The organism is Kribbella sp. NPDC056951 (assembly GCF_042674205.1).
Taxonomy (GTDB): Bacteria; Actinomycetota; Actinomycetes; order Propionibacteriales; family Kribbellaceae; genus Kribbella; species Kribbella yunnanensis.
This window is the reverse complement of the sequence record NZ_JBHUQZ010000008.1, coordinates 153490-176249: the sequence shown is the minus strand read 5'-3', so window position 1 is coordinate 176249 and position 22760 is coordinate 153490. Positions and strand designations below refer to the sequence as shown.

Below are 22760 nucleotides of genomic sequence, written 5' to 3'. Positions count from 1 at the left end.
ATCCAGTATCCCGCAGCACTCGAATCACTTGACCGGGACGGGCCGACGGGCCAGATCTGCGGCACCGATCATGCCCGCGTCGTTGCCCAGCTGAGCGAGCCCGAACGACGGGTGCGGCCGGTTCGCCTTCGCCGGCAGGTTCTTCTCGAACGCGACCTGGGCCGACTTCATCAGCAGCTCCTTGGCCGCGCTCACGCCACCCCCGATGACGATCGTGGTCGGGTCGAACAGCGTGGCGATACTGGCCAGCCCTTCACCCAGCCACCGGCCGAGATCCTCCAGCAGCTCCATCGCGCACGGATCCCCCGCGGCGGCGGCCTCGGTGATCATCGGCCCGGTCAACTCAGCCGGATCAGTGATCCCGCCGACGCTCAGCATCTGCGCAGCGGCCAGCGAACCGGACTCCGCCTGCGCACGCCCCTCGCGCACCAGCGCCCGCCCAGATGCGTACTGCTCCCAGCAACCACGCGCTCCACAACCACACCGATGACCACCCGGTACGACGCGCATGTGGCCGAGCTCGGCGGCGACACCATGCGCACCACGCAGCAGCTCACCGTCGATCACCACGCCACCGCCGATACCGGTACCTACCGTGATGCAGACCATGTGCTCGGCGTCCCGCGCGGCACCGAAGGCGAATTCACCCCAGGCTGCGGCGTTCGCGTCGTTCTCCACCACCACCGGGATCTTCAGCTGCTCAGCGACCCGGGCCCCGAGCGGCTCGTCCCGCCAAGCCAGGTTCGGCGCGAACAGCACAGTCGACCGGTCCGACGAAACGAACCCGGCCGCACCGATCCCGACCGCCTCAACCTCGTGCGCGGCGATCAGCTCGGCGGCCGCGTCGACGATCGCCGCAGCGGTGGCGTCGACCGAGTCGGCCGGGGTGTCGCGATGGGTGCGGGCACCGATCGTGCCGTCCGCGTCCACGACACCGGCGGCGATCTTCGTCCCGCCGACATCGATACCGATGGTCAGTCCCATGGTTCGGGGTCCTCACTCACGTCGATCCGGTCCACCTTGGGTGCGACCGGCTCCTCTTCAGACTTCGAGGAACGCGACGCTGCGTCCTCCTGCTTCTGCCGGGCGACCTCGGCCGCCGACTCCAGCAACGTACGGACCGAGCCGAGCACGTGGGCGGCGGCTGTCGAGAGCTGCTCGATCGTCTCCGGGCTGGTGTTGCGCACCTTGTTGATCAGCTGGCACACCGGGCACCAAACACAGTCCGGGCCGGCCTTGTGCTCATGCGAATCAGCCGGCTCTTCAGCTGTGTGCTCACCAGCAGCAGCCTGCAGTACGGCGAACAGCTTGGCGGCCTCCTCAGCGACCGACCCCACCGTTTCCTTGGGGCTCACCGGCTCTCTCCGATCGCAGCCTCGCGCGGCTCCTGCTGAGCGTTGTACTCAGCCGTCAGCCCCTGAGCCAGCTCGGACGCCGTCTCGATCGGCAGCGGTCGCGCCACCTCGCGCGGCGAGAACCGCACCTGCAGCCGCCCGTCGTCCAACCGCGCCCCGGCCACCACACCCCGAGCGAGCGCCGCCGGCAACGGCAGCACCCGCCGGTAAGACCCGACCGTGATGATCAGCTCGTCACCGTGACGCGCCAACTCGAGTTCCGAAGCGGAGGCCAGCGGCAACGGCATCGTCAGCGTGTACGTGCGGCCGTCGGTGTCGATGTGCCGATCCACCCACAACGAAGTCTCTTCGGTGGCCCGCGCGAACGGGTCATCCCCGCCGTACATCTCGACTGCGAAAGCGGCCAACTCCTCAACACCGACCGGCTCACAAACCCGGTACGGCGACTCCCAAATCGGCAACGGCCGGAACGAATCGGCCACCTCTTCCAGGATGCCGCGTTGAGCCGCGACCCATTGCCGTCGCCAGGTGTCGGCGCCGGCCGCCGGGAACACCCGGTTGGCCACCACGCCGTCGACCCGATACCCGTACAAGGACAAGCGCGTGAGCGAACGTCGAGCCTCCGCCACCACCACAGCCTCCGGCGTCAGCACCAGCCGCACCGAAGCGTCCGGGCCGGCCAGCAACGCGCGAATGTCCGCCAGGTCGCTCTGCAACCGGCGCAGCGCGTCGAAGACGGTGTCGTCCGGCATCGGGATACTCGACGACCGGCTCAGGAACGGCCGGAACGTCCGCATCACCTTGCGCTCGGCGTTGAAGATCCGCTCCATGTACCAGTTGAGCGCATCGGGCAGTGCGAGCAGCCGCAGTGTCTCGGCAGTCGGCGCGCAGTCGACCACGATCACGTCCCAGCGCCCGGACCGGACGTGGTCGCGCACCTCGAGCAGCGCGAGCACCTCCTCGGCGCCCGGCAGCACGGTCAGCTCCTCGGCCTCGATCGGGTCCACGCCGACCATGTGCAGCACGGACCGCAGATAGGCCTGGATGTCACCCCAGGACCGCTCGAACCGGCGTTGCGCGTCGATCTGCTGGACGAACAGCAGGTCGTCGATCTCGGTCGGCTCCTGGCCGACCTCGGAGTCGAAGGCGTCCGACAACGAGTGCGAGGCGTCCGTCGACAGCACCAGCGTGCGCAGCCCGCGCAACGCGGCGAGCGTGGCCGTGCCCGCGGCCGACGTCGTCTTGCCGACGCCACCTTTACCTGTGTACAGCAGTACCCGAGTCACGTCTGATCAGGACTCGACGCGCTTCTTGAGCCCCTTCAGGGCTGTGTCGATGATGACCTTCTCGGCCTTGCGCTTGAGCATGCCGATCATCGGGATCGCCACGTCGACTGCGAGCCGGTACGTCACTTCGGTCCCCTCTGCCCCCAGGTCGCGCAACACGTACGCGCCGTCCATCCCCTTGACCATCTTGGCCTCGACCAGCGTCCAGGTGACCTCGTTGCGGGACCAGACATAGTCCAGCGTGTACTCGTCGGAGATCGCGCCGGCGTCGACCTTGAACCGGACCTGCTTGGGCCGGCCGGCCTCGTCGGTGGACAGCACCTGGGTCTCCCGCATCGAGTCGGCCCACTCCGGGTACGCCGCGAAGTCCGCGATCACCGCCATGATCTCTTTGGGGGTCGCGTTCACCACGATGGTCGAGGTGGTCTGTTCCGCCATCGATTCACCTCTTCGCTGCCGGGCCTGCTCAAACGGGTACTGATCGTGCGGGAGTTGCTCAGAGCGAGAGACTATCGCGGGTTGGTGCCCGGTACGTCGCTCGCCTGCGGCGCGGCCCGCTTCGGCTTCGTCCTTGAACGCCCACAACCGCTCCCGGTACTGCGTCACGTACCGTTCCCGCACCCTGGTCAGCGCCCGGCCCCGGACCGGGCGAGCCGGATCGACCCGCAGGTACCAGTGCACGACGACCCCGTCCCGAACCGGCTCCAGCCACCACTCCGCCGTACCGATCGCGGCCCCGGTGACAGCCCAGCGGACCCCCTCCAGACCGCGCCGCTCGGACGGCGTCAAGGTCAGCTCCGGCCACCATTCGTGCCACAGGGTGTCGGAGCCGAGCCGCTCGGCGACGTAGGCTGGATCAGCAACGACCAAGTCGTCGCAACTGATGTCGAGCGTGGGCATGCCTAGAACCTAGTTCCCTGGGTCACATAAACCTGGCTACTTCCGGGTAGGTGACTGTAGCGTGCCGCGAAAGTCGACAATTCGTGACCGACTGAGGAGACCGTGGATGCGTGAGTACGCCGTTCCTGCTGTGACTGAGCCGCCCACCGGCAGCCTGAGCGACCCGGTGTGGGCCAACGCGTCCTCGCATCCCGAGCTGCCGGTCTTCAGCCGCCGGTCGGGTGAGGCCTGGCAGGACGTCACCGCGGCCGACTTCGCCGCCGAGGTGATCGGGGTCGCCAAGGGCCTGATCGCGGCCGGCGTGAAGCACGGCGAGCGGGTCGCACTGCTCAGCCCGACCCGCTACGAGTGGACCCTGATCGACTATGCGATCTGGAGCATCGGCGCGGTCACCGTGCCGATCTACGAGACCTCGTCACCGTCGCAGGTCCAGTGGATCCTGACCGACTCCGAGGCCGTCGTGGCCGTCGTCGAGAACGCGACCCACGGCGCTGTCGTCGAGTCCGCCCGGGCCGAGGCCCCGGCACTGCAGGAGGTCTGGCAGATCGAGGCCGGCGCCGTCGACCAGCTCACCGAGCTCGGCCGCCAGATCTCCGACGCCGAGTACGACAAGCGCCGTACGGCCGTAACGCCCGACGACCTGGCCACGCTGATCTACACCTCGGGGACAACCGGCCGGCCGAAGGGCTGTCAGATCAGCCACGGGAACTTCCTCGCCGAGCTGACCCCGGCGGTCAAGATCCTCGACGAACTGTTCGACACCAACGGCGCGAGCACGCTGCTGTTCCTGCCGCTGGCCCACGTCTTCGCCCGGATCATCCAGGTCGGCTGCGTGATGAAGCGGGTCAAGGTCGCGCACAGCCCGGACGTGAAGAACCTGGTCGCCGACCTCGGTTCCTTCCAGCCCACCTTCATCCTGAGCGTGCCGCGGGTGTTCGAGAAGGTCTACAACTCGGCCAGCCAGAACGCGCACTCCAGCGGCAAGGGCAAGATCTTCGACGCCGCCGCGGAGACCGCGATCGCCTACTCCCAGGCGCAGGACAAGGGTGGCGCGTCCTTCGGCCTGAAGGCAAAGCACGCCCTCTTCGACCGCCTCGTCTTCAGCAAGCTCCGCGCGGTCCTCGGCGGCAAGGTCCAGTACGCCGTCTCCGGCGGCGCGCCGCTCGGCGACAAACTCGGTCACTTCTTCCGTGGCATCGGCGTACCGGTTCTCGAGGGCTACGGCCTCACCGAGACCACCGCCGCGGTCGCGGTGAACCTGCCGGACGACATCCGCATCGGCACCGTGGGCCGGCCGCTTCCTGGTGTGACGGTCGGTGTCGCGGACGACGGCGAGCTGCTCTTCAAGGGCGGCCAGGTGATGTCGGGTTACTGGAAGAACGACGAGGGTACGGCGGCAGCGATCGACGCCGACGGGTGGTTCCACACCGGCGACCTGGGTGAGTTCGACGTCGACGGTTTCATCAAGATCACCGGGCGCAAGAAGGAGATCCTGGTCACGGCCGGCGGCAAGAACGTCGCCCCGACCGTGCTCGAGGACCAGATCCGCCTGCACCCGCTGGTCAGCCAGTGCATGGTCGTCGGCGACGGCAAGCCGTTCATCGCCGCGCTGATCACGATCGACCCGGAGAACATCGTTCCGTGGGCGACCGCGCACGACAAGCCGACCGACGTCGCCTCGCTGACCAATGACGCCGACCTGATCGCCGAGATCCAGAAAGCGGTCGACGAGGCGAACGGCACGGTCTCCAAGGCGGAGGCGATCCGCAAGTTCCAGATCCTGCCGATCGACTGGACCCAGGAGTCCGGCGAGCTGTCCCTGAAGCTCTCGCTGCGCCGCCACATCGTGATGGCGAACCACGAAGCTGACGTCGAGGCCCTTTACACGAAGTAGTTCAGCGCATCAGGCCGGCGAAGGCAGTCACTGCCTCGCCGGCCGTGATGCGTCCGTGGTTCAGCTCGACGGTCAACGCCTCGGCCGCGCCCAGCAGGCCCAGGCACCGCAGCCGCAGCGCCTTGGGCGCGAGCGCCGAGTGCGGCTTGAGCGCCCCCACCATCAGCTTCACGTAGTCGCCCAGCAACTCGTGCTGGGCGGCCTCCGCCTCCGGATCACCCTTCAGAGCCGCGGACACCGCTGCGAACTCCGGCAGATCAGTCGCGCAAGCGAAGTAGGCCGCACTCAGGACATCCGCGGTATCTGCCGCTGACGCGGCACCCTCGAGCGCCTGGGTGACGGCAGCCCGATGCTGCTCGTCGAGCAGCCGGTAGAGCGCCAGCAACAGCCCCGAGCGAGTCCCGAAATGGTCGTACACGATCGGCCGGCTGACCTCCGCCGCCTCGGCGAGCGTAACCAGCGTGAGCCCGTCGGTCCCTCGCTCGCGGACCACCGCGAGGGCAGCCTCCAGCAACTGATCGCGCCTTGCCTGTTTGGACATCCGAGCCGCCATGCCCCTCCTTGCGTTGCCCCAGATCATAAGCTACAACTTGTAGTCTACAAAATGTAGCTTAGGAGGAATGATGCACCCGGTACTCATGCTCGGCGGCTCAGGACAAGCAGGTTCCAGTACGGCAGCAACGCTCCGCGACTGGTATCCCGACCTCCCCCTGACCATCGCCGGCCGCGACCTCGCCCGCGCCCAGGGTGTCGCCGACACCCTCGGTACGGCGACCGCCACCACGACCGACCTGTCCCGACAAGACCTCGGTCTGGCGGACGCGACGTCGTACTCAGCCGTCGTCGCCACCGTCTGGGACCAGCACCTGCACGGTCTGCGCTACGCCCAGGACCACGGGATCTCGTACCTGAGCATCTCCAGCGGCCTGACCGACATCGCACCCGAGGTGATCGCAACCGCCCAGCGCCCCACCACCGCCCCGATCCTCCTAGCCAGCCACTGGGCCGCCGGCGCCATCACGCTCGTCGCGCTCGAAGCAGCCCGCGAATTCGGCCCGGTCGAAACGATCGAGATCACCGCAATCCTCGACGACCAAGACGCCGGCGGCCCCGCCTCAGCCACCGACATGGAACGCCTCGCCGACGCATCCCCCGCAGCCCTCATCCGCGAGAACGGCACCTTCCGCTGGCTCGCCGACCCCGCAACCAAGGTCGAAGGACTCGACGGCAACACCCTCCCCGGCCAGTACGTCGGCATCCTCGACGTACCAAGTCTCGCCCTCGCCACCGGCGCCCCCAACGTCCGCTTCGCCTTCGCCATGGGCGAATCCACCGGCCGCCGCCACCACGGCACCCCGTCCCACGACGTACGAATCCGCCTGTCAACCGCCTCCCGCACCACCACCCACAACTTCACCCACCCCGGCGGCCAACGCCCCGTCACCGCCGCAGGCATCGCCCTAGGCGTAGAACGCCTCCTAACCCTCCAAGGCACCCCCGTTGCCCCCGGCATCCACTCCCCCGAATCCCTCATCAACCCCACCCACGCCCGAACCCGCCTCCAATCCACCGGCGCCCTCCTCACCCAGTCCTAGAACAACCTCCCCCGCCTGGTGGATCAGCCGATTGGGGGATGTGGGGTTGAGCTCAACGGGGGATGTGGGGGGAAGGGGGTGCGGCCGAGACTCGGGGTATGGAATCGGTCGTGGAAGTGAGTGGGTTGCGGAAGTCGTACGGCGGGCGGGTGGTGGTGGACGATGTTTCCTTCAGCATCGGGGAAGGGGAGATCTTCGGGATTCTCGGCCCTAATGGGGCTGGGAAGACGACGACTGTGGAGTGCATCTCGGGGTTGCGGGTTGCGGACGGTGGGCAGGTGCGGGTCGCTGGGCTGGATCCGGCTCAGGATCGGGTGGCGGTGACGAAGGTGCTGGGGTCTCAGCTGCAGGAGAGTGAGTTGCAGGCGAAGCTCACCGTCCAGGAGGCACTTGAGCTGTATGCCGCTTTCTACCCGGACCCGGCGGATTGGCGGGCGCTCGCGGAGCGGCTGGGGCTTGCGAGCATGTTGAAGAAGCGGTTCGGCACGTTGAGTGGTGGGCAGAAGCAGCGGTTGTTCATTGCGCTCGCGTTGATCGGCAATCCGCGCATCGTCGTACTGGATGAGCTGACCACCGGGCTCGACCCGCGGGCTCGCCGCGACACGTGGGAGGTTGTCGAGGACGTGCGGGCGCGCGGCGTCACGGTTCTACTGGTCACGCACTTCATGGAGGAAGCGCAGCGGCTGTGTGACCGGATCGCCCTGATCGACCAGGGCCGCATCACCGCACTCGACACCCCGCACGGACTGATCGCACGGTCTGCGGGCTCGACGGTCATCTCGTTCACGCCGTCAACGCCCGTCGATGACGAGGAGCTGGCTGCGCTGCCCGCGCTCGCGTCGGTCGAGCACAAGAACGGGCGGATCACGTTGAGCGGCACCGACGACACCGTCAACGCGGTCATCTCGCTGCTTGCGCGGCACCGCATCACCGCACATCAGCTCCGCGTCACCGACGCGACCCTCGACGACGCCTTCCTGAACCTGACCGGAGCCACCTCATGAGCGCCACCACCTCGCCGTACGCCGCTGTTCTGCGGACCGAGACCCGGCTCTTCCGGCGTGAACCCGGGGTTCTGTTCTGGGGGCTGGCGTTTCCGTCGATCCTGCTGGTGATCCTCGGCTCGATCCCGTCCTTCCGAAACCCCGAGGCGGGTCTCGGCGGTCTGCGGACGATCGACGTCTATGTCCCCGTGCTCGTACTGGTCTCGGTGATCACAACCAGTCTGCAGATGCTGCCGCCCGTTCTCACCGGGTACCGCGAGCGCGGCATCCTGCGCCGGATGTCGACGACGCCGGTTCGCCCGGCCGCTCTGCTGTCGGCGCAGATGATTCTGGCCGGCGGTGCAGCTCTGGCCTCGGTGGTGCTCTGCTTGGCGATCGGCCGGCTCGGGTTCGGCGTCAAGCTGCCGAGTCAGCCGCTGGGCTATGCGCTCACGCTGGTTCTCACTGCGACTGCGGCACTCTCGCTGGGCGCGCTGATCACGGCTGTGGCGCGGACTGCCAAGATCGCCTCCGCGATCGGCACTGTGGCCTACTTCCCGGCGCTGTTCACCGCCGGCGTGTGGGTGCCGGTGCAGGCGATGCCGGACGTGATGGCACGCATCGTCACCCTCACCCCGTTCGGTGCCGCGGCCGAGGCGCTCGGCGAGGCCGCGCGCGGCGACTGGCCCGCCTGGTCGCATCTCGGCGTACTGGCTGCCTGGGCCGTGGTCCTGTCGGCGGCCGCGATGCGCTGGTTCCGCTGGGAATAGCGTGCAGACTGTGGTCGTGACGACAGCGGGCGACTCCATCGATCGGCGCCGGGCCCTGTTCACCCGGCTGGCGCCGCCCACGCTGCTCGTGCTGTCCGGCATCCTGGCGATCGTCACCTCCGACCTGATCACGCCGGAGCTCTGGAAGCAGCGCCTCGTCCTCGCGCTGGTCGGCGGGGCCGTCGTCCTCCAGTTGGGCTGGCTCTGGGCGGGCCGCCGGCGCTCCGAGCCGGACTGGGTCTCTGTCACCTACTTCGTGCTCCGCTGGATGCTGGGTGCCACTCTCGCGCTGCTGAACGGCTTCTTCGCGTTCTTCATGGCCGCGGGGTACTTCGATGCGCACGCCCTCGTCCCCGGACGTCGCCGGCGCCGGCTCGCGCTGTTCGCGTGTTCGGTGCCGATCTCGTTCGCGCAGATCGGCGGCATCCCGACCGACGGGGCGATGGGGTGGATCGTGTTCGGCTGCCTGCTCGGGGTCAACAACGGATTGCTGACCTTCGTCGGGCGACTCTCGGAGCAGGAGGAGGAACGGTCGCGGGCGCGAGCCGTCACCATCGCCGAACTCCAGCAGGCACACGAAGAGAACGCCGCCCTGCACGCGCAGCTCCTCATCCAGGCGCGCGAGGCCGGCGTCGCCGATGAACGCCGTCGGCTGGCCGCGGAGATCCACGACACGCTCGCACAAGGGCTGACCGGCATCATCGCCCAGCTGCAGGTCGTCTCGACCACGACCGATCCGAAGGTCGCGGACGAGCATGTCGCCCGGGCCACCGACCTGGCCCGGCACAGCCTCGGTGAGGCCCGCCGCTCGGTCCAGAACCTCGCTCCGGAAGGGCTCTCGTACGACGGCCTCCCGGAGGCGCTGCGCAAAACGGTCGACCAGTGGACGGAGCGCACCGGCGTACCGACTGTCCTGACAGTCACCGGGTCCGCGCAACGACTGCACGGCGAGATCTCCGCGACGCTGCTCCGGATCACCCAGGAGGCGCTCGCGAATGTCGGCAAACACGCCAGCGCATCCCGAGTCGGTGTCACGCTCAGCTTCATGGACGGCGAGGTGACGCTCGACGTGCGCGACGACGGCGCGGGATTCAATCCGCTGGACCTTCCGAACCGCACCGGCACCGGCGGGTTCGGTCTGGACGGCATGCGGGCCCGCGCCGAGCGGATCGCCGGCTCACTCACGGTGGAAGCAGAACCAGGATCCGGTACGGCGGTCTCCGCCCGCGTACCGTTGGTCGTCGACGAACGGGGAACCACGTGATCTCGCTACTACTGGTCGACGACCATCCGGTGGTGCGCAACGGGCTGCGCGGCATGTTCGAGTCGGTCCCCGGCTTCACCGTGCTCGCCGAAGCGTCCAACGGTGTCGAGGCGGTCGCACTCGCGGCCGAGCTCGACCCAGACGTGATCCTGATGGATCTGCGGATGCCCGGTGGCAGTGGTCTCGAGGCGATCGCGGAGCTGCAGCGACGCGGCGCCCGGGCGAAGGTGCTGGTGCTCACCACATGGGACACCGATACCGACACCGTGCCCGCGATCGAGGCCGGTGCGACCGGCTACCTGCTCAAGGACGCTCCGCCGGAGGAGTTGTTCCTCGGCGTGCGTGAGGCCGCGGCAGGAAGGGCGGTGCTCTCCCCCGCGGTCGCCAACCGGCTGGTCTCCGCCGTCCAGTCGCCGGCGCCGAGCCCGTTGGCTGCCCGGGAACGCGAAGTACTGGCCTTGGTTGCGAAGGGCACCTCGAACCGCGAGATCGCGCGCGAGCTGTTCATCAGCGAGGCCACGGTGAAGACGCACCTCAGCCACATCTTCACCAAGCTGGACGTGAACGATCGGGCCGCGGCAGTCGCGAAGGGTTACCAGCAAGGGATTCTGGGAGCCTAGTGGACCCGGTCCGCCGGCAGGTGCGGACCGGACCACCAACCAGCTAGTTACAGATGGTCGGTGACATCACCGTGGTGGGGCTGTCCCAGGCGGCGCACCGGACGGTCGAGTGGCCGTACCAGTTGTGGCCGAACTCGTGCGCTACCAGCAGCGCATCGTCGTTCACACCGCCCATGTACAAGGCGATTCGTTGCCCGGCTCCCCAGTTGCAGCCGACAACATTGCTGCCACCACCGCAGTCGGTGATGTAGCCGTTGCGGCACTCGACCGGAGTACCGCCACCTTCCCGAAGACCCTGCCAAGCTGCTGCACCCTGCCGGATGGCAGCTGCGTGCGACTGACAGGAGGCGGTGATGGTGTAGTTGCGCTGGCTCGGTACAGACCAGCCGCCGGGCGGCGGAGCCAGTACTTTCGCCTTGCCCTTAAGGTCTGCGGGCATGGGAATCGCAGTCGTGCCGTGAGACGCGGATGCGCTCTCGGCGTGGGCGGGGGACACAGACGCTCCGGCCAGACTGACCGGAGCGGCATACGTGACGACGGCGAGGACCATCCACGCTACCGACAATTACTTTCCGCCGGTGAAGGTAATCCCTTGCGTGATGTGCTTCTGGGCCGCGAAGAACAGCGCCAGGCAGGGCAGCGTGATCAGCAGCGAGGTTGCCATCAGCAACGGGGTGTCCGTGCCGTTCACCGACTGGAACCCGGCCAGGGCCAGCGGCAACGTTTTCCACTGGTCGGAATTGATGTAGATCGCCGGTCCGAGGAAGTTGTTCCAGTACCCCATGAACAGCAGGATCGAGACCGCCACCACGGCCGGCCGGGCCAGCGGCAGATAAACCAGCCAGAACGTCCGGAACCAGCCGCACCCGTCCACCACCGCGGCGTCGGCCAGCTCGGACGGCATCCGCGCGAAGAACTGCCGGAACAGGAAGATGAAGAACGGCGACCCGAAGAACGCCGGCAGGATCAGCGGATAGAGGGTGTCTATCATCCCGAGGTTGTTGAAGAGCATGAACTGCGGAACCATCGTCACCTCCCCCGGCAGCAGCATCGTCGCCAGCACGATCCCGAAGACGATCCCCGAGAACCGCACCCGCAACCGCGCGAACGCGAACCCAGCCAGCGTGCAGGAGAAGACCGTTCCGACGATCGGGATCAACGTCGTCAGCACCGAGTTCAGCGTGTACCGCCAGAACGGGAACGACGTCACCGCCCGCCGGTAGTTGTCCCACAAGAACTCCTGCGGTACGACGCTCGCCCCCGAACTGCCCACGCCGGCCAGGGACCGCAGTGAGGTGGCGATCATCCACAGGAACGGGTACACGAACACCACCGAGCCGACGACCAGTACGACGTACAGGCAAACTGTGGAGAGCAGGCCCCGGCGCTTCATCGTTTCCTCCGTCTGGTCAACTCAGTCTCGTAATAGACAGCGAAGGCACTCCCCCGCAGGGTCACCGTGGTCAGCGCGAGGATGACGACGAACAGGATCCAGGCCAGCGCGGACGCGTAGCCCATCCGGAAGTTCTGGAACGCGTTGTCGTAGAGGTAGTAGACGAAGAACAGCAGTGAGTCCTTCGGGCCGCCGTTCGCGACGAAGCCCTGGGTGAAGATCTGCAGCGAGCCGATGATCCCGGTGAGCGCGTTGAACAGGATGATCGGCGACATCTGCGGCATGGTCACGTGCCAGAACATCCGCAGCGGTCCGGCACCGTCGATCGCGGCTGCCTCGTACAAGTTCGTCGGCACGTCCTTCAGCCCGGCCAGGTAGATCACCATCGCGCCGCCGACCGTCCACAGGCTCATCAGGATCACCGTCGGCAGCGCCCAGGACGCGTCGTTGAACCAGCCCGGTCCCTCGATCCCGACCTTGCCCAGTACGTCGTTCGCGAGCCCGTACTGCGGGTTGAACACCCAGAGGAACAAGACCATCTGGGCCACGCCGGACACCAGGCTCGGCAGGTACCAGACGGTCCGGAAGAACCGCATCCCGGGCAGTTCGGCGTTCAGCAGCAACGCGACCACGAAGGCGAGCGCAGTCTGCAGCGGCACGCTGATCACGCCGTACAGGAGTGTCACCTTCAGCGCTTGGCCGACCCGCGGGTCCTGGAATGCCTCGGTGTAGTTGGCGAAACCGACGAACTGCGGTGGCGTGATCAGGTCCCACGAAGTCAGGCTGACGTAGATCGACGAGATCATCGGCCCGACCGTGAAGATCGCGAACCCGATCAGCCAGGGCGAGATGAACATCCAGAACGCGATCGTCTTGTCGGCCCGCGGCCACCGTCGCCGCGCCGCGTACGCCGCCAGCCCGAGCACGGCGTACAGAGCGATCAGCAGAAGCAGGAACGGGACCAGCGGCACGAGGACGGCGGGTACGCCCCACGACGCCGCCAGTTCGCGGATCCAGCCGATTGTCGGGTTCACTTCTGCAGCGCCGCCGTGCACTTGGTGGCGAGGTCGGGCAGCACCTTGGCGACATCGTCCTTGCCGGTGCCGAGCGGGGTGTAGCTGTTCATCCCCTTCTCGGCGTCACCGGAGATCTGCGCCTCCCTGGCGACCGAGGGTCCGACCAGGCCTGTCTTCAGCGCGGTCGTGAACGCGGCCAGGTTGCGATCGGCCGGGAGGACCTTCTCCAGGGTCGCGGTCGACGCGGCGATCACCGGTACGCCGAGGGCCGTGTTCCCCTGGATGAGCAGGTCCTGCGCGGCCTGCGCGGTCCCGGCGAACTCGACGAACTTCTTCGCCGTCTCGAGTTGCTTACCGGTCGCCTTCTTGCTGATCGCGAGGCCGTCGACCTCCATCGGGAATCCCTTGCCGGGGACCGGGACCAGCGTCCAGTTCGGCTTCGCGATCTTCGCGAAGTCGGCGACCGTCCACGGCCCGAAGTCGCTGAACATCGCCAGCCGGCCGGCCGCGAACCACTGCGCCTGATCCTGACCCTGTACGTCGGTCGACGTCGGAGCCAACCGCTCCTTCTGCAGATCGACGACGTACTGCGCGGTCTTCACACCGGTCTCGTCGCCGAACGTGCACGCGGTCGCGTCGGCGTTGTAGTAGCCGCCCCCGGCGGCGGTGAGCCAGCCGCGGTACCAGAGATTGCTCGAGCCGAACACGCGCGCCTTGCCGTCACCGTGGGATAGCTTCGCAGCGAGCGCTTTGAACTCGTCGAGCGTCAGCGGAGTCGTTGCACTCGGCAACGGGACGCCGGCGGCCTTGAAGGAGTCGACGTTGATCGCCATCACCTTGGGCTTGGCGGCGAACGGCATCGCGTAGTACTTGCCCTCGAACTGCAGAGCCGACGAGATGTTCGGCTGCACGTACTTGGCCGGATCGACCTGCTGCTCGGCGAAGCTGGGCACGAACCCGGCCAGGCTGCTGTTGCTGATCTCCATCACGGTCGACTGGGTGCCGCCCGCGATCGAGGTCTGGATCTTCTGCTCGTAGTCGGCCTGGATCCAGTTGGTGGTCACCTTGGTCCCGGGGTTGGCCTGCTCGAACGCGGCCGCGATCGCCTTCAGCGAGGCGGCCTCGGAGTTCGTCCCCCAGAACGAGAACGTGATGTCGGCGGAGTCCTTGGACGTGTTGCTCGCCGGCTGGCTGGTCGTGGCGCAACCGGCCGCGAGCAGGAGCGCGGCGGCGGCTGGGATCAAACGAAGCTTCATGCGGGGTCCTTAAGGGGTGAAGCGGGCCGTCCGGCCCGGTTCGAGGGGATGTGTTTCGGCGCCGACAGTCACCGGCAGCGCGCCAGGTCCGCTGTGCACGGTGACTTCGGTGGCGTGCCGGGCTTCCTGGGTGATGCGCAGATCCCAGTCACCGATCCGCACGTGGTCAGCGGTCAGCCGGCCGATCTCGGCAGGCAGATGGGACTCGATACTCAACGCCGCGCCTTTGCTGGGACGCAGTCCGAGCAGGCCCGCGACCAGGTGTTCGACGACGGTGAACGAGATCTCCGGATAGTCGTCCCGGCTGTCGATCAGATGTTTCGTCCAGCGCCAGGCGGACTCGTCGCGCCCGTACTTGAACAGCAGTTCCGGGTAGTAGCTCAGCGATTCGATGTTCTTCGGCGGATCCGAGTTCATCTTGGACTCGAGCCAGTCGAGCGACTGCTCGTTCCCACCGAGCCCGAACAGCGGCGCCAGCGTGTGCGACTCCAGCCCCCAGTCGAAGTCCAGGCCGTCCTTGGTGACCCCGCGCGCATAGTGCTCGCCGTTCCACAAGGTCTGGTACGTCGCCTCGATCCGATCCGCCTCCGCGTCCCGGCCGAGCTTCCGCAGTACGGCGTAGTGCGTCGCGAGCCCGTCGCCCGCGATCAGCAGAGGCGCCTCGCGCTCGTTGTAGGTCGCGGTGCCGAGGAAGATGTCGGCGGTGCCGCCGGCCTCGGGGATGCCGTCACCATCGGCGTCGTGAGCCGTGACGAACTCACCGACGCTCGTCTCGTAGTAGGTCGCGAGGTCGGGGTCGTCGAGCCATCGGCGGGCGCCGGTCCAGTCGTACTGTTCCAGCGCCCGGTAGCAAAGGTCGAACACCGCGGGGATCTCCCGGACGAAGTGCTCGTCGTCGTGGTAGTCGAGGGCCGCGATCCGGCCGTCGAAGTGGAACGCCCAGATCGGGAACCATTTCCGGCGCGCGGTCGCCGACCGGGCGAAGTGCCGGAACATGGCGAAGTTCTCCGCGTCCAGACCGAGCAGGTGCGCACCGGCGGCCTGGTGACAGATGTCGCGCGAGTAGAACAGCTCCCGGGACGGATAGCCGGCCCAGTACGACGGCAGGTTGCCCGGCTGAGCGTCGGTCTGGACCCAGTCCAGGGCACGCCGCGACGCCCAGGCGAAGGCGTCCTCGACATAGCTGGAGTCGGAGCTCACAGTGAGCACTTGCGCTCCTCATATTAGCGGTAAAATTCCTAGCTAAAGTAAGCAGGTAGACCAATTCCGTCAATACTTCAGCGCAGCCGGTTTTACCGCTATAGTCGCCGCCGTGACGACATTCGAGATCCTGGCGGGGTCCGTACGACGGAGCGGTACGGCGACCGGCGCGCAATCGGTGACCGCGCTACCGACCGAGGTGCCCGGCGTACTGCGTTTCGAGGTGGTCGCGGACGGTCCGGTGACTCTGCAGTGGACGTGGCCGACCGGGTCGGCGGTGACGCTCTGGCGGGCCTCGCAAGGTGCGCGCCGGGAGCTCCCGACCGACTGGGGATCGCGACGCCGGATCCGCTCGGTCCGGTCCGCGCCGGTCGGCAGCCTGGTCGACGACCAGGACCGCAGTCTGCTGACCGTGTCGCTGTCTGCGCACGTCCGCGGCTGCGAGTTCGCGATCGGGGTGAACGAGGAGACCGCCGAGCAGCTGATCGAGTTGGTTGCCGACGACATCGAATCAACCAGCTTCGTACTGCGGATCGATCTGCGCGACGTGCACTTCGCCGAGGCCCTGCGCGGTGTCACCGCCGCTTGGACTACCGACCTCGGCGACCGGATCGCCGCCGTACCGGAGATCGCTCGGCAGCCCATGTACTCCACCTGGTACAGCGACCATCAGCACGTGTCGGCCGCAGCCGTCGAGCACCACGCTCGCGCCAGCGCGGCGTACGGGTGTGCGGCGATCATCGTCGACGACGGCTGGCAGACCGACAGCACTGCGCGCGGGTATGCCTACTGCGGTGACTGGGAGCCGACCAGTGGCAAGTTCCCCGACATGACCGAGCATGTACGCCGGGTGCACGAACTCGGACTGCGTTACGTGCTGTGGATCGCGCCGCCGCTGATCGGGGTGCACTCCAAGGCGTGGGAGCAGCTGAAGGACCGCGTGCTCGGATTCGCCGACGGCGAGGTCGTGGCGGTGCTGGACCCGCGCTACTCCGAGGTGCGCGAGCACCTGGTCGAGTGCTGCGTCCGGCCGGTGCGCGACTGGGGTGTGGACGGGCTCAAGATCGACTTCATCGACTCGTGGGCGTGGGACGGTCCGGTCCCGGATGCACCTGACGCCGACTGCACGTCGATCGACGAGGGCGTCGAACTGTTGCTGCAGGCGGTGCGGGACGCGCTGGGCGACGAGGTGCTGATCGAGTTCCGGCAGGACTACGTGAACCCGCGGCTCTGGCAGTTCGGCACGTTCCTGCGTGCCGGGGACTGCGCGATGGACCCGGTGGAGAACCGCGTCCGCACCATAGACAGCAGACTGCTCGCCGGGGATCGCGCAGTGCACTCGGACATGCTGATGTGGCATCCGTCGGCCACGCCGGAGACGGTGGCACAGCAGTTCATCGGTGCGCTGTTCAGCACGGTGCAGGTTTCGATGGAGCTCGAATCCCTGCCGGCCTCGCATGACGCTGTCGTTCGGTACTGGCTGGCGTTCATGCGCGAGCACTTCGACGTACTGCAGAACGGTGTCCTGCTGCCGTCGCGGTCGGACGCGCGCTATGCGCAGGTCCGGGCTGTCGGAGCGACGACTGTGGTGGCTGCGTTCACCAACCCGGTGGTGCAGCTCGCTTCGTCGGATCGCTCAGTCGTCCTGGTGAATGGCGGTAGCGAACCGCGACTCCTGGTCGAAGGTGCCGGTCCCGGACCGGTTGACCTCGTAGTGTCGGACTGTTCGGGCGCAGAGGTCTACCGCCGTACGACGACTCCGCCTGCCGGACTGTGGGTGGTCGACGTACCGACGGCCGGGGTTGCCCGCATCGAACAGAACTGAGGGGGGCTGGATGGTGTCACGACCACGCCGTACGACGGTTGCGGATGTCGCCCGGCTTGCCGGGGTGTCCGCGATGACGGTGTCGAACGTCCTGAACGCACCGCACCGGGTCAGCGACTCGACGGTCCAGACAGTGCAGGCGGCGATCGACGAGCTCGGGTACACCCCGAACCACGCCGCCCGGGCGCTGTCGTCGGGACGCAGCCAGGTGATCGGCCTCCCCTTGTACGACGAGGTCAGCGAGGAGAACCCCGGTCTCGGCGGCTTCCTGCACGGTCTACTCGACGGCCTGGTCCGGGCTGCAGCGGTCTCCGGGTACGGCGTGCACGTGACCACGCCGACCGCGGGAGCAACCGAGATAGCGCTCTACGAGAAGCTGATCGCCGCCCGCCAGGTCGACGCGATCGTCGTACTGGAGACGATGCCGAACGACGAGCGGATCGAGTTCCTCAGCCAGCGGCGGTTCCCGTTCGTCGCCTTCGGCCGCACAGGACCCCAGCACCGGCAGTGCTGGGTCGACGTGGACAACGAGACCTCGATGGCCGGCATCGCGCGGCACCTCCGGGAGAGCGGCAGAGAGAGCGCTCTCTACCTGCGGACCGACGGCTCGCTGCCCTGGATCCACCAGCGCGAACAGGGCTTCGTCCGCGAGTTCCCGCACACTGAGGTTCGCTCCTTCCGGACGCTGGAAGAGGTCGCCGGCTACGTGTCAGAGAGCGCTCCCCCGGATGTTCTCGTCGCCGACAACGACGCGTTCGCAGTGGTCGCGATGCGCGCCCTGCAACGCCGCGGCCTCCAGGTCGGCGAGGACGTCGCGGTCACCGGCTTCAACGACTTCCCGTTCGCCAGCATGCTCGACACTCCCCTGACCACCGCCCGCATCCCGCTGCGCGACATCGCCTCCTGCCTCTTCGACCGAGCCCTCCTGGAGATCACCGGCGCCGACGATCAACCGGGCCGTCTCGTCACCGCCCCGTTGATCATTCGCTCCAGCGCCTGATTTCCATGCTGTTCAAAATCGTTGCGCTCTGTATACAGCTACCTAGTGTTGTCGCATGCAGATTCGAGCAGGCCTCAGCGCCATTGTGTTACTGGCTGGACTTGGCACGACAGCCGTCCCAGCCGCCGCGGCTCCGGCCTCGGTGACCGCGGTGATCACCCTCCAGAACGACGCCACCAAGCTTTGCCTGACTGCGAACGTCCACGATTCGCAACTGATCAGAACGACCGGCTGCTCGGGATTCAACGAGCACAAGTGGGACTACGTGCCGTCGGCGCGACCCGAGTTCGGGATGCTCAAGAACATCGCCACGGGACTCTGTCTCGACGCCAACGCGAACGGGGTCGTCTACAGCAACCCGTGCAACGTCAACAACACCTATCAGTGGTGGTATCGGAGCCCTGAACTTGACATCAAGCACGGAGCCACCGGCCGGTACCTCGACAGCAACGGAGGCGGTGACGTCTACACCCTCGGCCGCAACGGCGGTCCCAACCAGCGCTGGCGGTGAACACCTAGGGCGCGGTATGCGATCAGGAGAGTGACGATCGTTCCACAGACGCCAGCGGCGGCGATCGTCACGCTCGGCGCCAGCAACGTGCCGACCACACCGGCCAAGGCGATACTCACCCCTTGGATCGCCATCAGCCCGCTGGTCTGCACGGTGAAGAGCCGACCCCGGTACGCCGGGTCTGCCGCGTCGAGGATCATCGGATCGACCGCCTGGTTGAACGCGTACCCAGCACCAGCGACCGCGAGCAGCACGGCCGCAACCGGTACGGATGGCCTGGCCAGGAAGGCGATTGCGGGCAGCTGACTGGCCAGCAGTAGTGGAACGACGAGCCGTCGCCGCACGGAAGGGGTAAGCCGAGCGACGACGAGCTCGCCGAGTACAGTGCCGGCCGCATACCCAGTGAAGAGTGCTCCGGCGGCAGCCGGTGCAGCGCCGGTCTGGGCCGAGTAGGCGACCGCCAGCCCATCGGGAACCGCCGAGAAGGCCGGCGCCACCCAGGTCAGCAGGATCAGCGGTCGCAACCGCGGGTGGGCGAACACGTGCCGCAGACCGGACCACGAGTCGCGCACAGTACTGCGACTCCGCTCGCCTGCCGGTGAGTACGGCGTACCGAGTCCGATCAGCAACGCGGACACGAGGAACGTCACGACGTCGACCGCGAGCAACCAGGGTGCACCGACCGCCGCCACCGCGGCCGCACCGAGCGCGAACCCGGTCAGCACCGCCACCTGACTGATTGCCCGCAGCAACGAACGGCCGATCGGAAACAGGTCGACCGGCAACAGATACGCCAGACTCGCCGAGCGGGCACCGGCGAAGATCGGCGCGATCACCCCGGTCGCCAGCAACAGCCCGAGCAACGCGCCAACCGGCAATCCCGGGATCAGCATCAGCGCAATACAGAGCGCACTCAACACATCGCAGACCACCAAGACACGGCGCGCCGGGAAGCGGTCGGCGATCGATGACAGCAGGATGCCGCCGACGGCGTACGGGAGGAACGAGCAGGCCAGAACAAGGGCCGAGAGCAACGGTGAACCGGTGCGTTCGAAGATCAGGATCGACAACGCCACCTGGGCTGCGATGGTGCCCAGCATGGAGATGGCATGCGCCACGAACACATTGCGCAGACCGGGAAGACTCAGGACGGCTCGATAGGACCTCACACCCGAAGACTGTCCGACCTGTACGTCCGCAACCTAGACTTTTGGTTGTGACCGAAAGTTCGGCCGGATGAGCGTCCTGCATTTCACCCAGAGCGACGCGTTGCGCTGCCGGTTCGGAGCGTCGCCGCTGTGGGAGACCGTGTCCGCCGTACGGGTGCTGAACGGGATCCGGCACCGGCCGATGTACGCGCCCTGGGTGTCCGCCAAGGCCGAAGCGGCCGCAGGTCTGGACCTCAGCGGACTTCGCGCTGTTCAACCACGCGTCGGTTTCTCGCCGGACTTCCTGACCCCGCCACCCAAGGCGTCCCGGGCCAAGATCAGCACTGAGCTGGCCCGGATCCGCAGTACGCCGATCGACCGGGTCCGGCGGGAGCTGATCCGCTCGCGCGACGAACTCAACAACCCCGGAGCCCCTGAGATCGACCGGATGCTGACCAATCCGGCTCGCGCTCGCGATCGGCTGGCCGATGAAATCGAGAGTGCGTGGCACGCACTGATCAAGCCTGACTGGCCGAAGATCAGCCGGTTCCTCGAGGACGACATCGCCTATCGCGGCAGCCAGCTCACCGACGGTGGACTGGCCGCGCTCTTCGACGATCTGCACCCGACGCTGAGCTGGGCGGATGATCGCCTGATCGCGGACCGCTATCGCGAACCCGACGCCAGGCTCACCGGCCAGGGCCTCTTGCTGGTCCCTGGAGTCTTCGCCTGGCCGTATCTGGTGATGATCGTCGATCCGAACTACCAACCATCGCTGATCTATCCGGCACGCGGTGCGGCCCGACTCTGGTCCGACGCGCCCGCTCCCCCGGATCCACTCGCCCGGTTGCTCGGTCGAACGCGCGCCACCCTGCTGGTCGCGCTCGACCCACCGGCCACGACCAGTGCGCTCGCTGCGGAGTACCGGTTGGCGCTGGCAACGGTCGCTGAACACCTGTCCGCGCTGCACGACGCCGGGCTCGCGACACGCCGCCGTACCGGTCATCAGGTGCATTACCGGCGTACCGAAGTGGGGCAGGCGGTCATCGACGCAGCCATACTGTCGGGATGAAGATGCGGCACATCCGGCGTTGGCCGGCCTCGCTCGCGGTGGTCGCCGTACTGATCCTGCAGCTGCTGGTGCCGACGCAGATCGCCGCGTTCCCGCGCTGGGTGATGCCGGCGCTCGGTGCGTTGCTCCTGCTCCCGCTGATCTGGATGAACCCGTTTCATCTGCGTCGCGACGAGCCCTGGCTGCGCTGGGTCGAGCTGGCCCTACTGGCCGTCCTCGTGCTGGCCAACGCGATCTATCTGGCCGAGCTGATCGTCTATCTGAACTCCGGCCAAGCCACCAACGGCATGGTGCTGGTAAAGGCGGCGGCTCTGATCTGGGCGACGAACGTCGTTGCCTTCGGCGTCTGGTACTGGGAGGTCGACCGCGGCGGGCCGTTCGCCCGCGCGCCCGAGCACGAGCGCACCGAGGAGCGGGCGGATCTGCTGTTCCCGCAGATGACCGTCGATCTGCCGGGGTGGGGGAAGTGGCTGCCTGGGTTCACGGACTATCTGTTCGTCGCGTTCACCGCGGCGACGGCGTTCAGCCCGACCGACACGATGCCGCTGACCGCGCGGGTGAAGGTACTGATGGCGATCCAGTCGGCGATCGCCCTGCTGACCATCGCGGTGGTCGCCGCGCGCGCCGTCAACGTGCTGTGAGACGTGCTGCTGTGAGACGGGCCTCGACAGTCATGTAATGAGCATGAGAACGTTATGCTCATGTACAGCACGAAGTCGGTGGGGCTCGGTTTCGCGATCTTTTCGGCCGTGACTTTCGGTGGCTCCGGACCGTTCGCGAAGGCATTGATCGGCGCGGGTCTGACCCCGCAGCAGGCCGCCTGGATCCGGATCCTGGGCGCGGCGCTGCTGCTGGTCCCGCTCGTCCTGGTACTCCGGGGCAGCGCAGGACTGCGCGCCGCGCGGGCGTCCTGGAAGCCGCTGGTGCTGTACGGACTGACCGGCATCGCCGGTTGCCAGACGCTGTTCTTCATCGCGGCCAGCCGGTTGCCGGTCGGGGTCGCGCTGATGCTCGAGTTCTCCGGCCCGGTGTTGGTCGTGCTGTGGCTGAAGTTCGGTCAGAAGATCGCGGTTCCGCGATCGGCCGCGATCGGCGTCGGAATCGCCCTGCTCGGGCTCGCCACGGTGGCCGAGATCTGGTCCGGGCTCACCATCGATCTGATCGGGTTGCTGGCCGGACTCGCCGCCGCCGCGTGCCAGGCGACGTACTTCATCCTGATCGACAAGCTGACCGGCGTCGCCGATCCACTCGTGATGACCGCTGCCGGCAGCGTGGTCGGTGCTGCCGTACTGACCCTGATCGCAGTCCCGTGGCGCACGCCGTGGCACGTGCTCAGCGACTCGGTCGCGATGGGCAACCGGCATGCGCCCGGGTGGCTCCTGGCCGCCTGGTTGATCGTCGTGAGCACGGTCATCGCCTACCTCGCCGGAGCGACCGCCGTACAACGGTTGTCGGCGGCCGTCGCAGGTGCAGTCGCGTACGTCGAAGTTGTCGCCGCCAGCCTGTTTGCGTTGATCCTGCTGAACGAGCGCCTGACCACCAACCAGATCATCGGCGGGGTGATCGTGCTGATCGGTGCCTTCGTGGCCCAGTCGTCGGTGGGGAAGGTCGCTCCTCCTGAGGTCCCCCGGCCCACCGACGTACTGGATCCCAGCCTCACCTAAGGCCATTT

General features: G+C 67.4%; 23 protein-coding genes. 12 read left to right on the top strand and 11 right to left on the bottom strand.

Translation table 11 applies throughout. The features are described 5' to 3' along the window. Positions 1–24: 24 nt before the first annotated feature. Genes ACFTSF_RS28530 through ACFTSF_RS28515 form a run of 4 tightly spaced genes read right to left on the bottom strand, consistent with a single transcriptional unit; the run spans position 25 to position 3541 of the window. Complete coding sequence (locus tag ACFTSF_RS28530) at positions 25–984, bottom strand: ROK family glucokinase (RefSeq protein WP_344150680.1); 960 nt, start codon at positions 982–984, stop codon at positions 25–27. Further along, the gene (locus ACFTSF_RS28525; protein WP_380157104.1) at positions 975–1355 is read right to left on the bottom strand and encodes a hypothetical protein; all 381 of its coding nucleotides are present in this window, start codon (positions 1353–1355) and stop codon (positions 975–977) included. The genes ACFTSF_RS28530 and ACFTSF_RS28525 overlap by 10 nt, the downstream gene beginning before the upstream one ends. Then, the gene (locus ACFTSF_RS28520; protein WP_344150674.1) at positions 1352–2641 is read right to left on the bottom strand and encodes an ArsA family ATPase; all 1290 of its coding nucleotides are present in this window, start codon (positions 2639–2641) and stop codon (positions 1352–1354) included. The genes ACFTSF_RS28525 and ACFTSF_RS28520 overlap by 4 nt, the downstream gene beginning before the upstream one ends. Before the next feature lie 6 nt (positions 2642–2647). Next, positions 2648–3541: an SRPBCC family protein gene (locus ACFTSF_RS28515; protein WP_344150671.1), complete on the bottom strand. Its 894-nt coding sequence runs from the start codon at positions 3539–3541 to the stop codon at positions 2648–2650. Between the two features lie 106 nt (positions 3542–3647). Here ACFTSF_RS28515 and ACFTSF_RS28510 point away from each other — a divergent pair, with 106 nt between their 5' ends. After that, positions 3648–5435: an AMP-dependent synthetase/ligase gene (locus ACFTSF_RS28510; protein WP_380157101.1), complete on the top strand. Its 1788-nt coding sequence runs from the start codon at positions 3648–3650 to the stop codon at positions 5433–5435. A gap of 1 nt (position 5436) precedes the next feature. On the opposite strand, the gene ACFTSF_RS28505 is transcribed toward ACFTSF_RS28510, so the two are convergent. Next, positions 5437–5988 carry a TetR/AcrR family transcriptional regulator gene (locus ACFTSF_RS28505; RefSeq protein ID WP_380157100.1) on the bottom strand — a complete coding sequence of 184 codons (552 nt, stop codon included), beginning with the start codon at positions 5986–5988 and terminating at the stop codon, positions 5437–5439. Between the two features lie 70 nt (positions 5989–6058). Here ACFTSF_RS28505 and ACFTSF_RS28500 point away from each other — a divergent pair, with 70 nt between their 5' ends. From ACFTSF_RS28500 to ACFTSF_RS28480, 5 genes are all read left to right on the top strand, one after another. Further along, a complete protein-coding gene (locus tag ACFTSF_RS28500; protein WP_380157099.1) occupies positions 6059–7030 on the top strand; it encodes a saccharopine dehydrogenase in 972 nt (323 codons plus the stop codon). A 98-nt stretch (positions 7031–7128) separates the two neighbouring features. Further along, positions 7129–8034, top strand: coding sequence for an ABC transporter ATP-binding protein (locus tag ACFTSF_RS28495; RefSeq protein ID WP_380157097.1), 906 nt, complete (start codon positions 7129–7131; stop codon positions 8032–8034). Continuing rightward, positions 8031–8783 (top strand): ABC transporter permease, encoded by a 753-nt coding sequence (locus ACFTSF_RS28490; protein WP_380157095.1) that lies wholly within the window; start codon positions 8031–8033, stop codon positions 8781–8783. Before ACFTSF_RS28495 ends, ACFTSF_RS28490 begins: the two co-directional genes overlap by 4 nt. Before the next feature lie 16 nt (positions 8784–8799). Then, the gene (locus ACFTSF_RS28485) at positions 8800–10047 is read left to right on the top strand and encodes a histidine kinase (protein WP_380157093.1); all 1248 of its coding nucleotides are present in this window, start codon (positions 8800–8802) and stop codon (positions 10045–10047) included. After that, on the top strand, positions 10044–10667 hold the full coding sequence (locus ACFTSF_RS28480) for a response regulator (protein WP_380157091.1): 624 nt from the start codon (positions 10044–10046) through the stop codon (positions 10665–10667). Before ACFTSF_RS28485 ends, ACFTSF_RS28480 begins: the two co-directional genes overlap by 4 nt. Positions 10668–10710: 43 nt before the next feature. Here ACFTSF_RS28480 and ACFTSF_RS28475 read toward each other — a convergent pair whose 3' ends face one another. The 5 genes from ACFTSF_RS28475 to ACFTSF_RS28455 form a co-directional block, all read right to left on the bottom strand. After that, positions 10711–11106 carry a hypothetical protein gene (locus tag ACFTSF_RS28475; protein ID WP_380157089.1) on the bottom strand — a complete coding sequence of 132 codons (396 nt, stop codon included), beginning with the start codon at positions 11104–11106 and terminating at the stop codon, positions 10711–10713. A gap of 126 nt (positions 11107–11232) precedes the next feature. After that, positions 11233–12060 carry a carbohydrate ABC transporter permease gene (locus ACFTSF_RS28470; protein WP_380157087.1) on the bottom strand — a complete coding sequence of 276 codons (828 nt, stop codon included), beginning with the start codon at positions 12058–12060 and terminating at the stop codon, positions 11233–11235. Further along, positions 12057–13094, bottom strand: a complete 1038-nt coding sequence (locus ACFTSF_RS28465; RefSeq protein ID WP_380157085.1) for a carbohydrate ABC transporter permease — start codon at positions 13092–13094, stop codon at positions 12057–12059. Before ACFTSF_RS28465 ends, ACFTSF_RS28470 begins: the two co-directional genes overlap by 4 nt. After that, positions 13091–14332, bottom strand: coding sequence for an extracellular solute-binding protein (locus tag ACFTSF_RS28460; RefSeq protein WP_380157083.1), 1242 nt, complete (start codon positions 14330–14332; stop codon positions 13091–13093). The genes ACFTSF_RS28465 and ACFTSF_RS28460 overlap by 4 nt, the downstream gene beginning before the upstream one ends. Before the next feature lie 9 nt (positions 14333–14341). Beyond that, positions 14342–15541 (bottom strand): hypothetical protein, encoded by a 1200-nt coding sequence (locus tag ACFTSF_RS28455; RefSeq protein WP_380157081.1) that lies wholly within the window; start codon positions 15539–15541, stop codon positions 14342–14344. 103 nt (positions 15542–15644) lie between these two features. Here ACFTSF_RS28455 and ACFTSF_RS28450 point away from each other — a divergent pair, with 103 nt between their 5' ends. Genes ACFTSF_RS28450 through ACFTSF_RS28440 form a run of 3 tightly spaced genes read left to right on the top strand, consistent with a single transcriptional unit; the run spans position 15645 to position 18868 of the window. Next, the gene (locus ACFTSF_RS28450; protein ID WP_380157080.1) at positions 15645–17357 is read left to right on the top strand and encodes a glycoside hydrolase family 36 protein; all 1713 of its coding nucleotides are present in this window, start codon (positions 15645–15647) and stop codon (positions 17355–17357) included. 10 nt (positions 17358–17367) lie between these two features. Further along, positions 17368–18357 (top strand): LacI family DNA-binding transcriptional regulator, encoded by a 990-nt coding sequence (locus ACFTSF_RS28445; RefSeq protein WP_380157078.1) that lies wholly within the window; start codon positions 17368–17370, stop codon positions 18355–18357. 55 nt (positions 18358–18412) lie between these two features. Then, positions 18413–18868 (top strand): ricin-type beta-trefoil lectin domain protein, encoded by a 456-nt coding sequence (locus ACFTSF_RS28440; RefSeq protein ID WP_380157076.1) that lies wholly within the window; start codon positions 18413–18415, stop codon positions 18866–18868. Here the strand turns inward: ACFTSF_RS28440 and ACFTSF_RS28435 are convergent. Next, complete coding sequence (locus ACFTSF_RS28435; RefSeq protein WP_380157074.1) at positions 18823–20037, bottom strand: MFS transporter; 1215 nt, start codon at positions 20035–20037, stop codon at positions 18823–18825. The two genes, ACFTSF_RS28440 and ACFTSF_RS28435, sit on opposite strands and share 46 nt — an antisense overlap. 67 nt (positions 20038–20104) lie before the next feature. On the opposite strand from ACFTSF_RS28435, the gene ACFTSF_RS28430 reads away from it, so the two are divergent. From ACFTSF_RS28430 to ACFTSF_RS28420, 3 genes are read left to right on the top strand one after another with little or no spacing between them, the layout of a single operon-like run. Further along, positions 20105–21088: a DUF5937 family protein gene (locus ACFTSF_RS28430; RefSeq protein WP_380157072.1), complete on the top strand. Its 984-nt coding sequence runs from the start codon at positions 20105–20107 to the stop codon at positions 21086–21088. Then, the gene (locus ACFTSF_RS28425; protein ID WP_380157070.1) at positions 21085–21729 is read left to right on the top strand and encodes a hypothetical protein; all 645 of its coding nucleotides are present in this window, start codon (positions 21085–21087) and stop codon (positions 21727–21729) included. Before ACFTSF_RS28430 ends, ACFTSF_RS28425 begins: the two co-directional genes overlap by 4 nt. A 60-nt stretch (positions 21730–21789) precedes the next feature. Beyond that, on the top strand, positions 21790–22752 hold the full coding sequence (locus ACFTSF_RS28420) for a DMT family transporter (protein ID WP_380157068.1): 963 nt from the start codon (positions 21790–21792) through the stop codon (positions 22750–22752). Positions 22753–22760 lie beyond the last annotated feature (8 nt).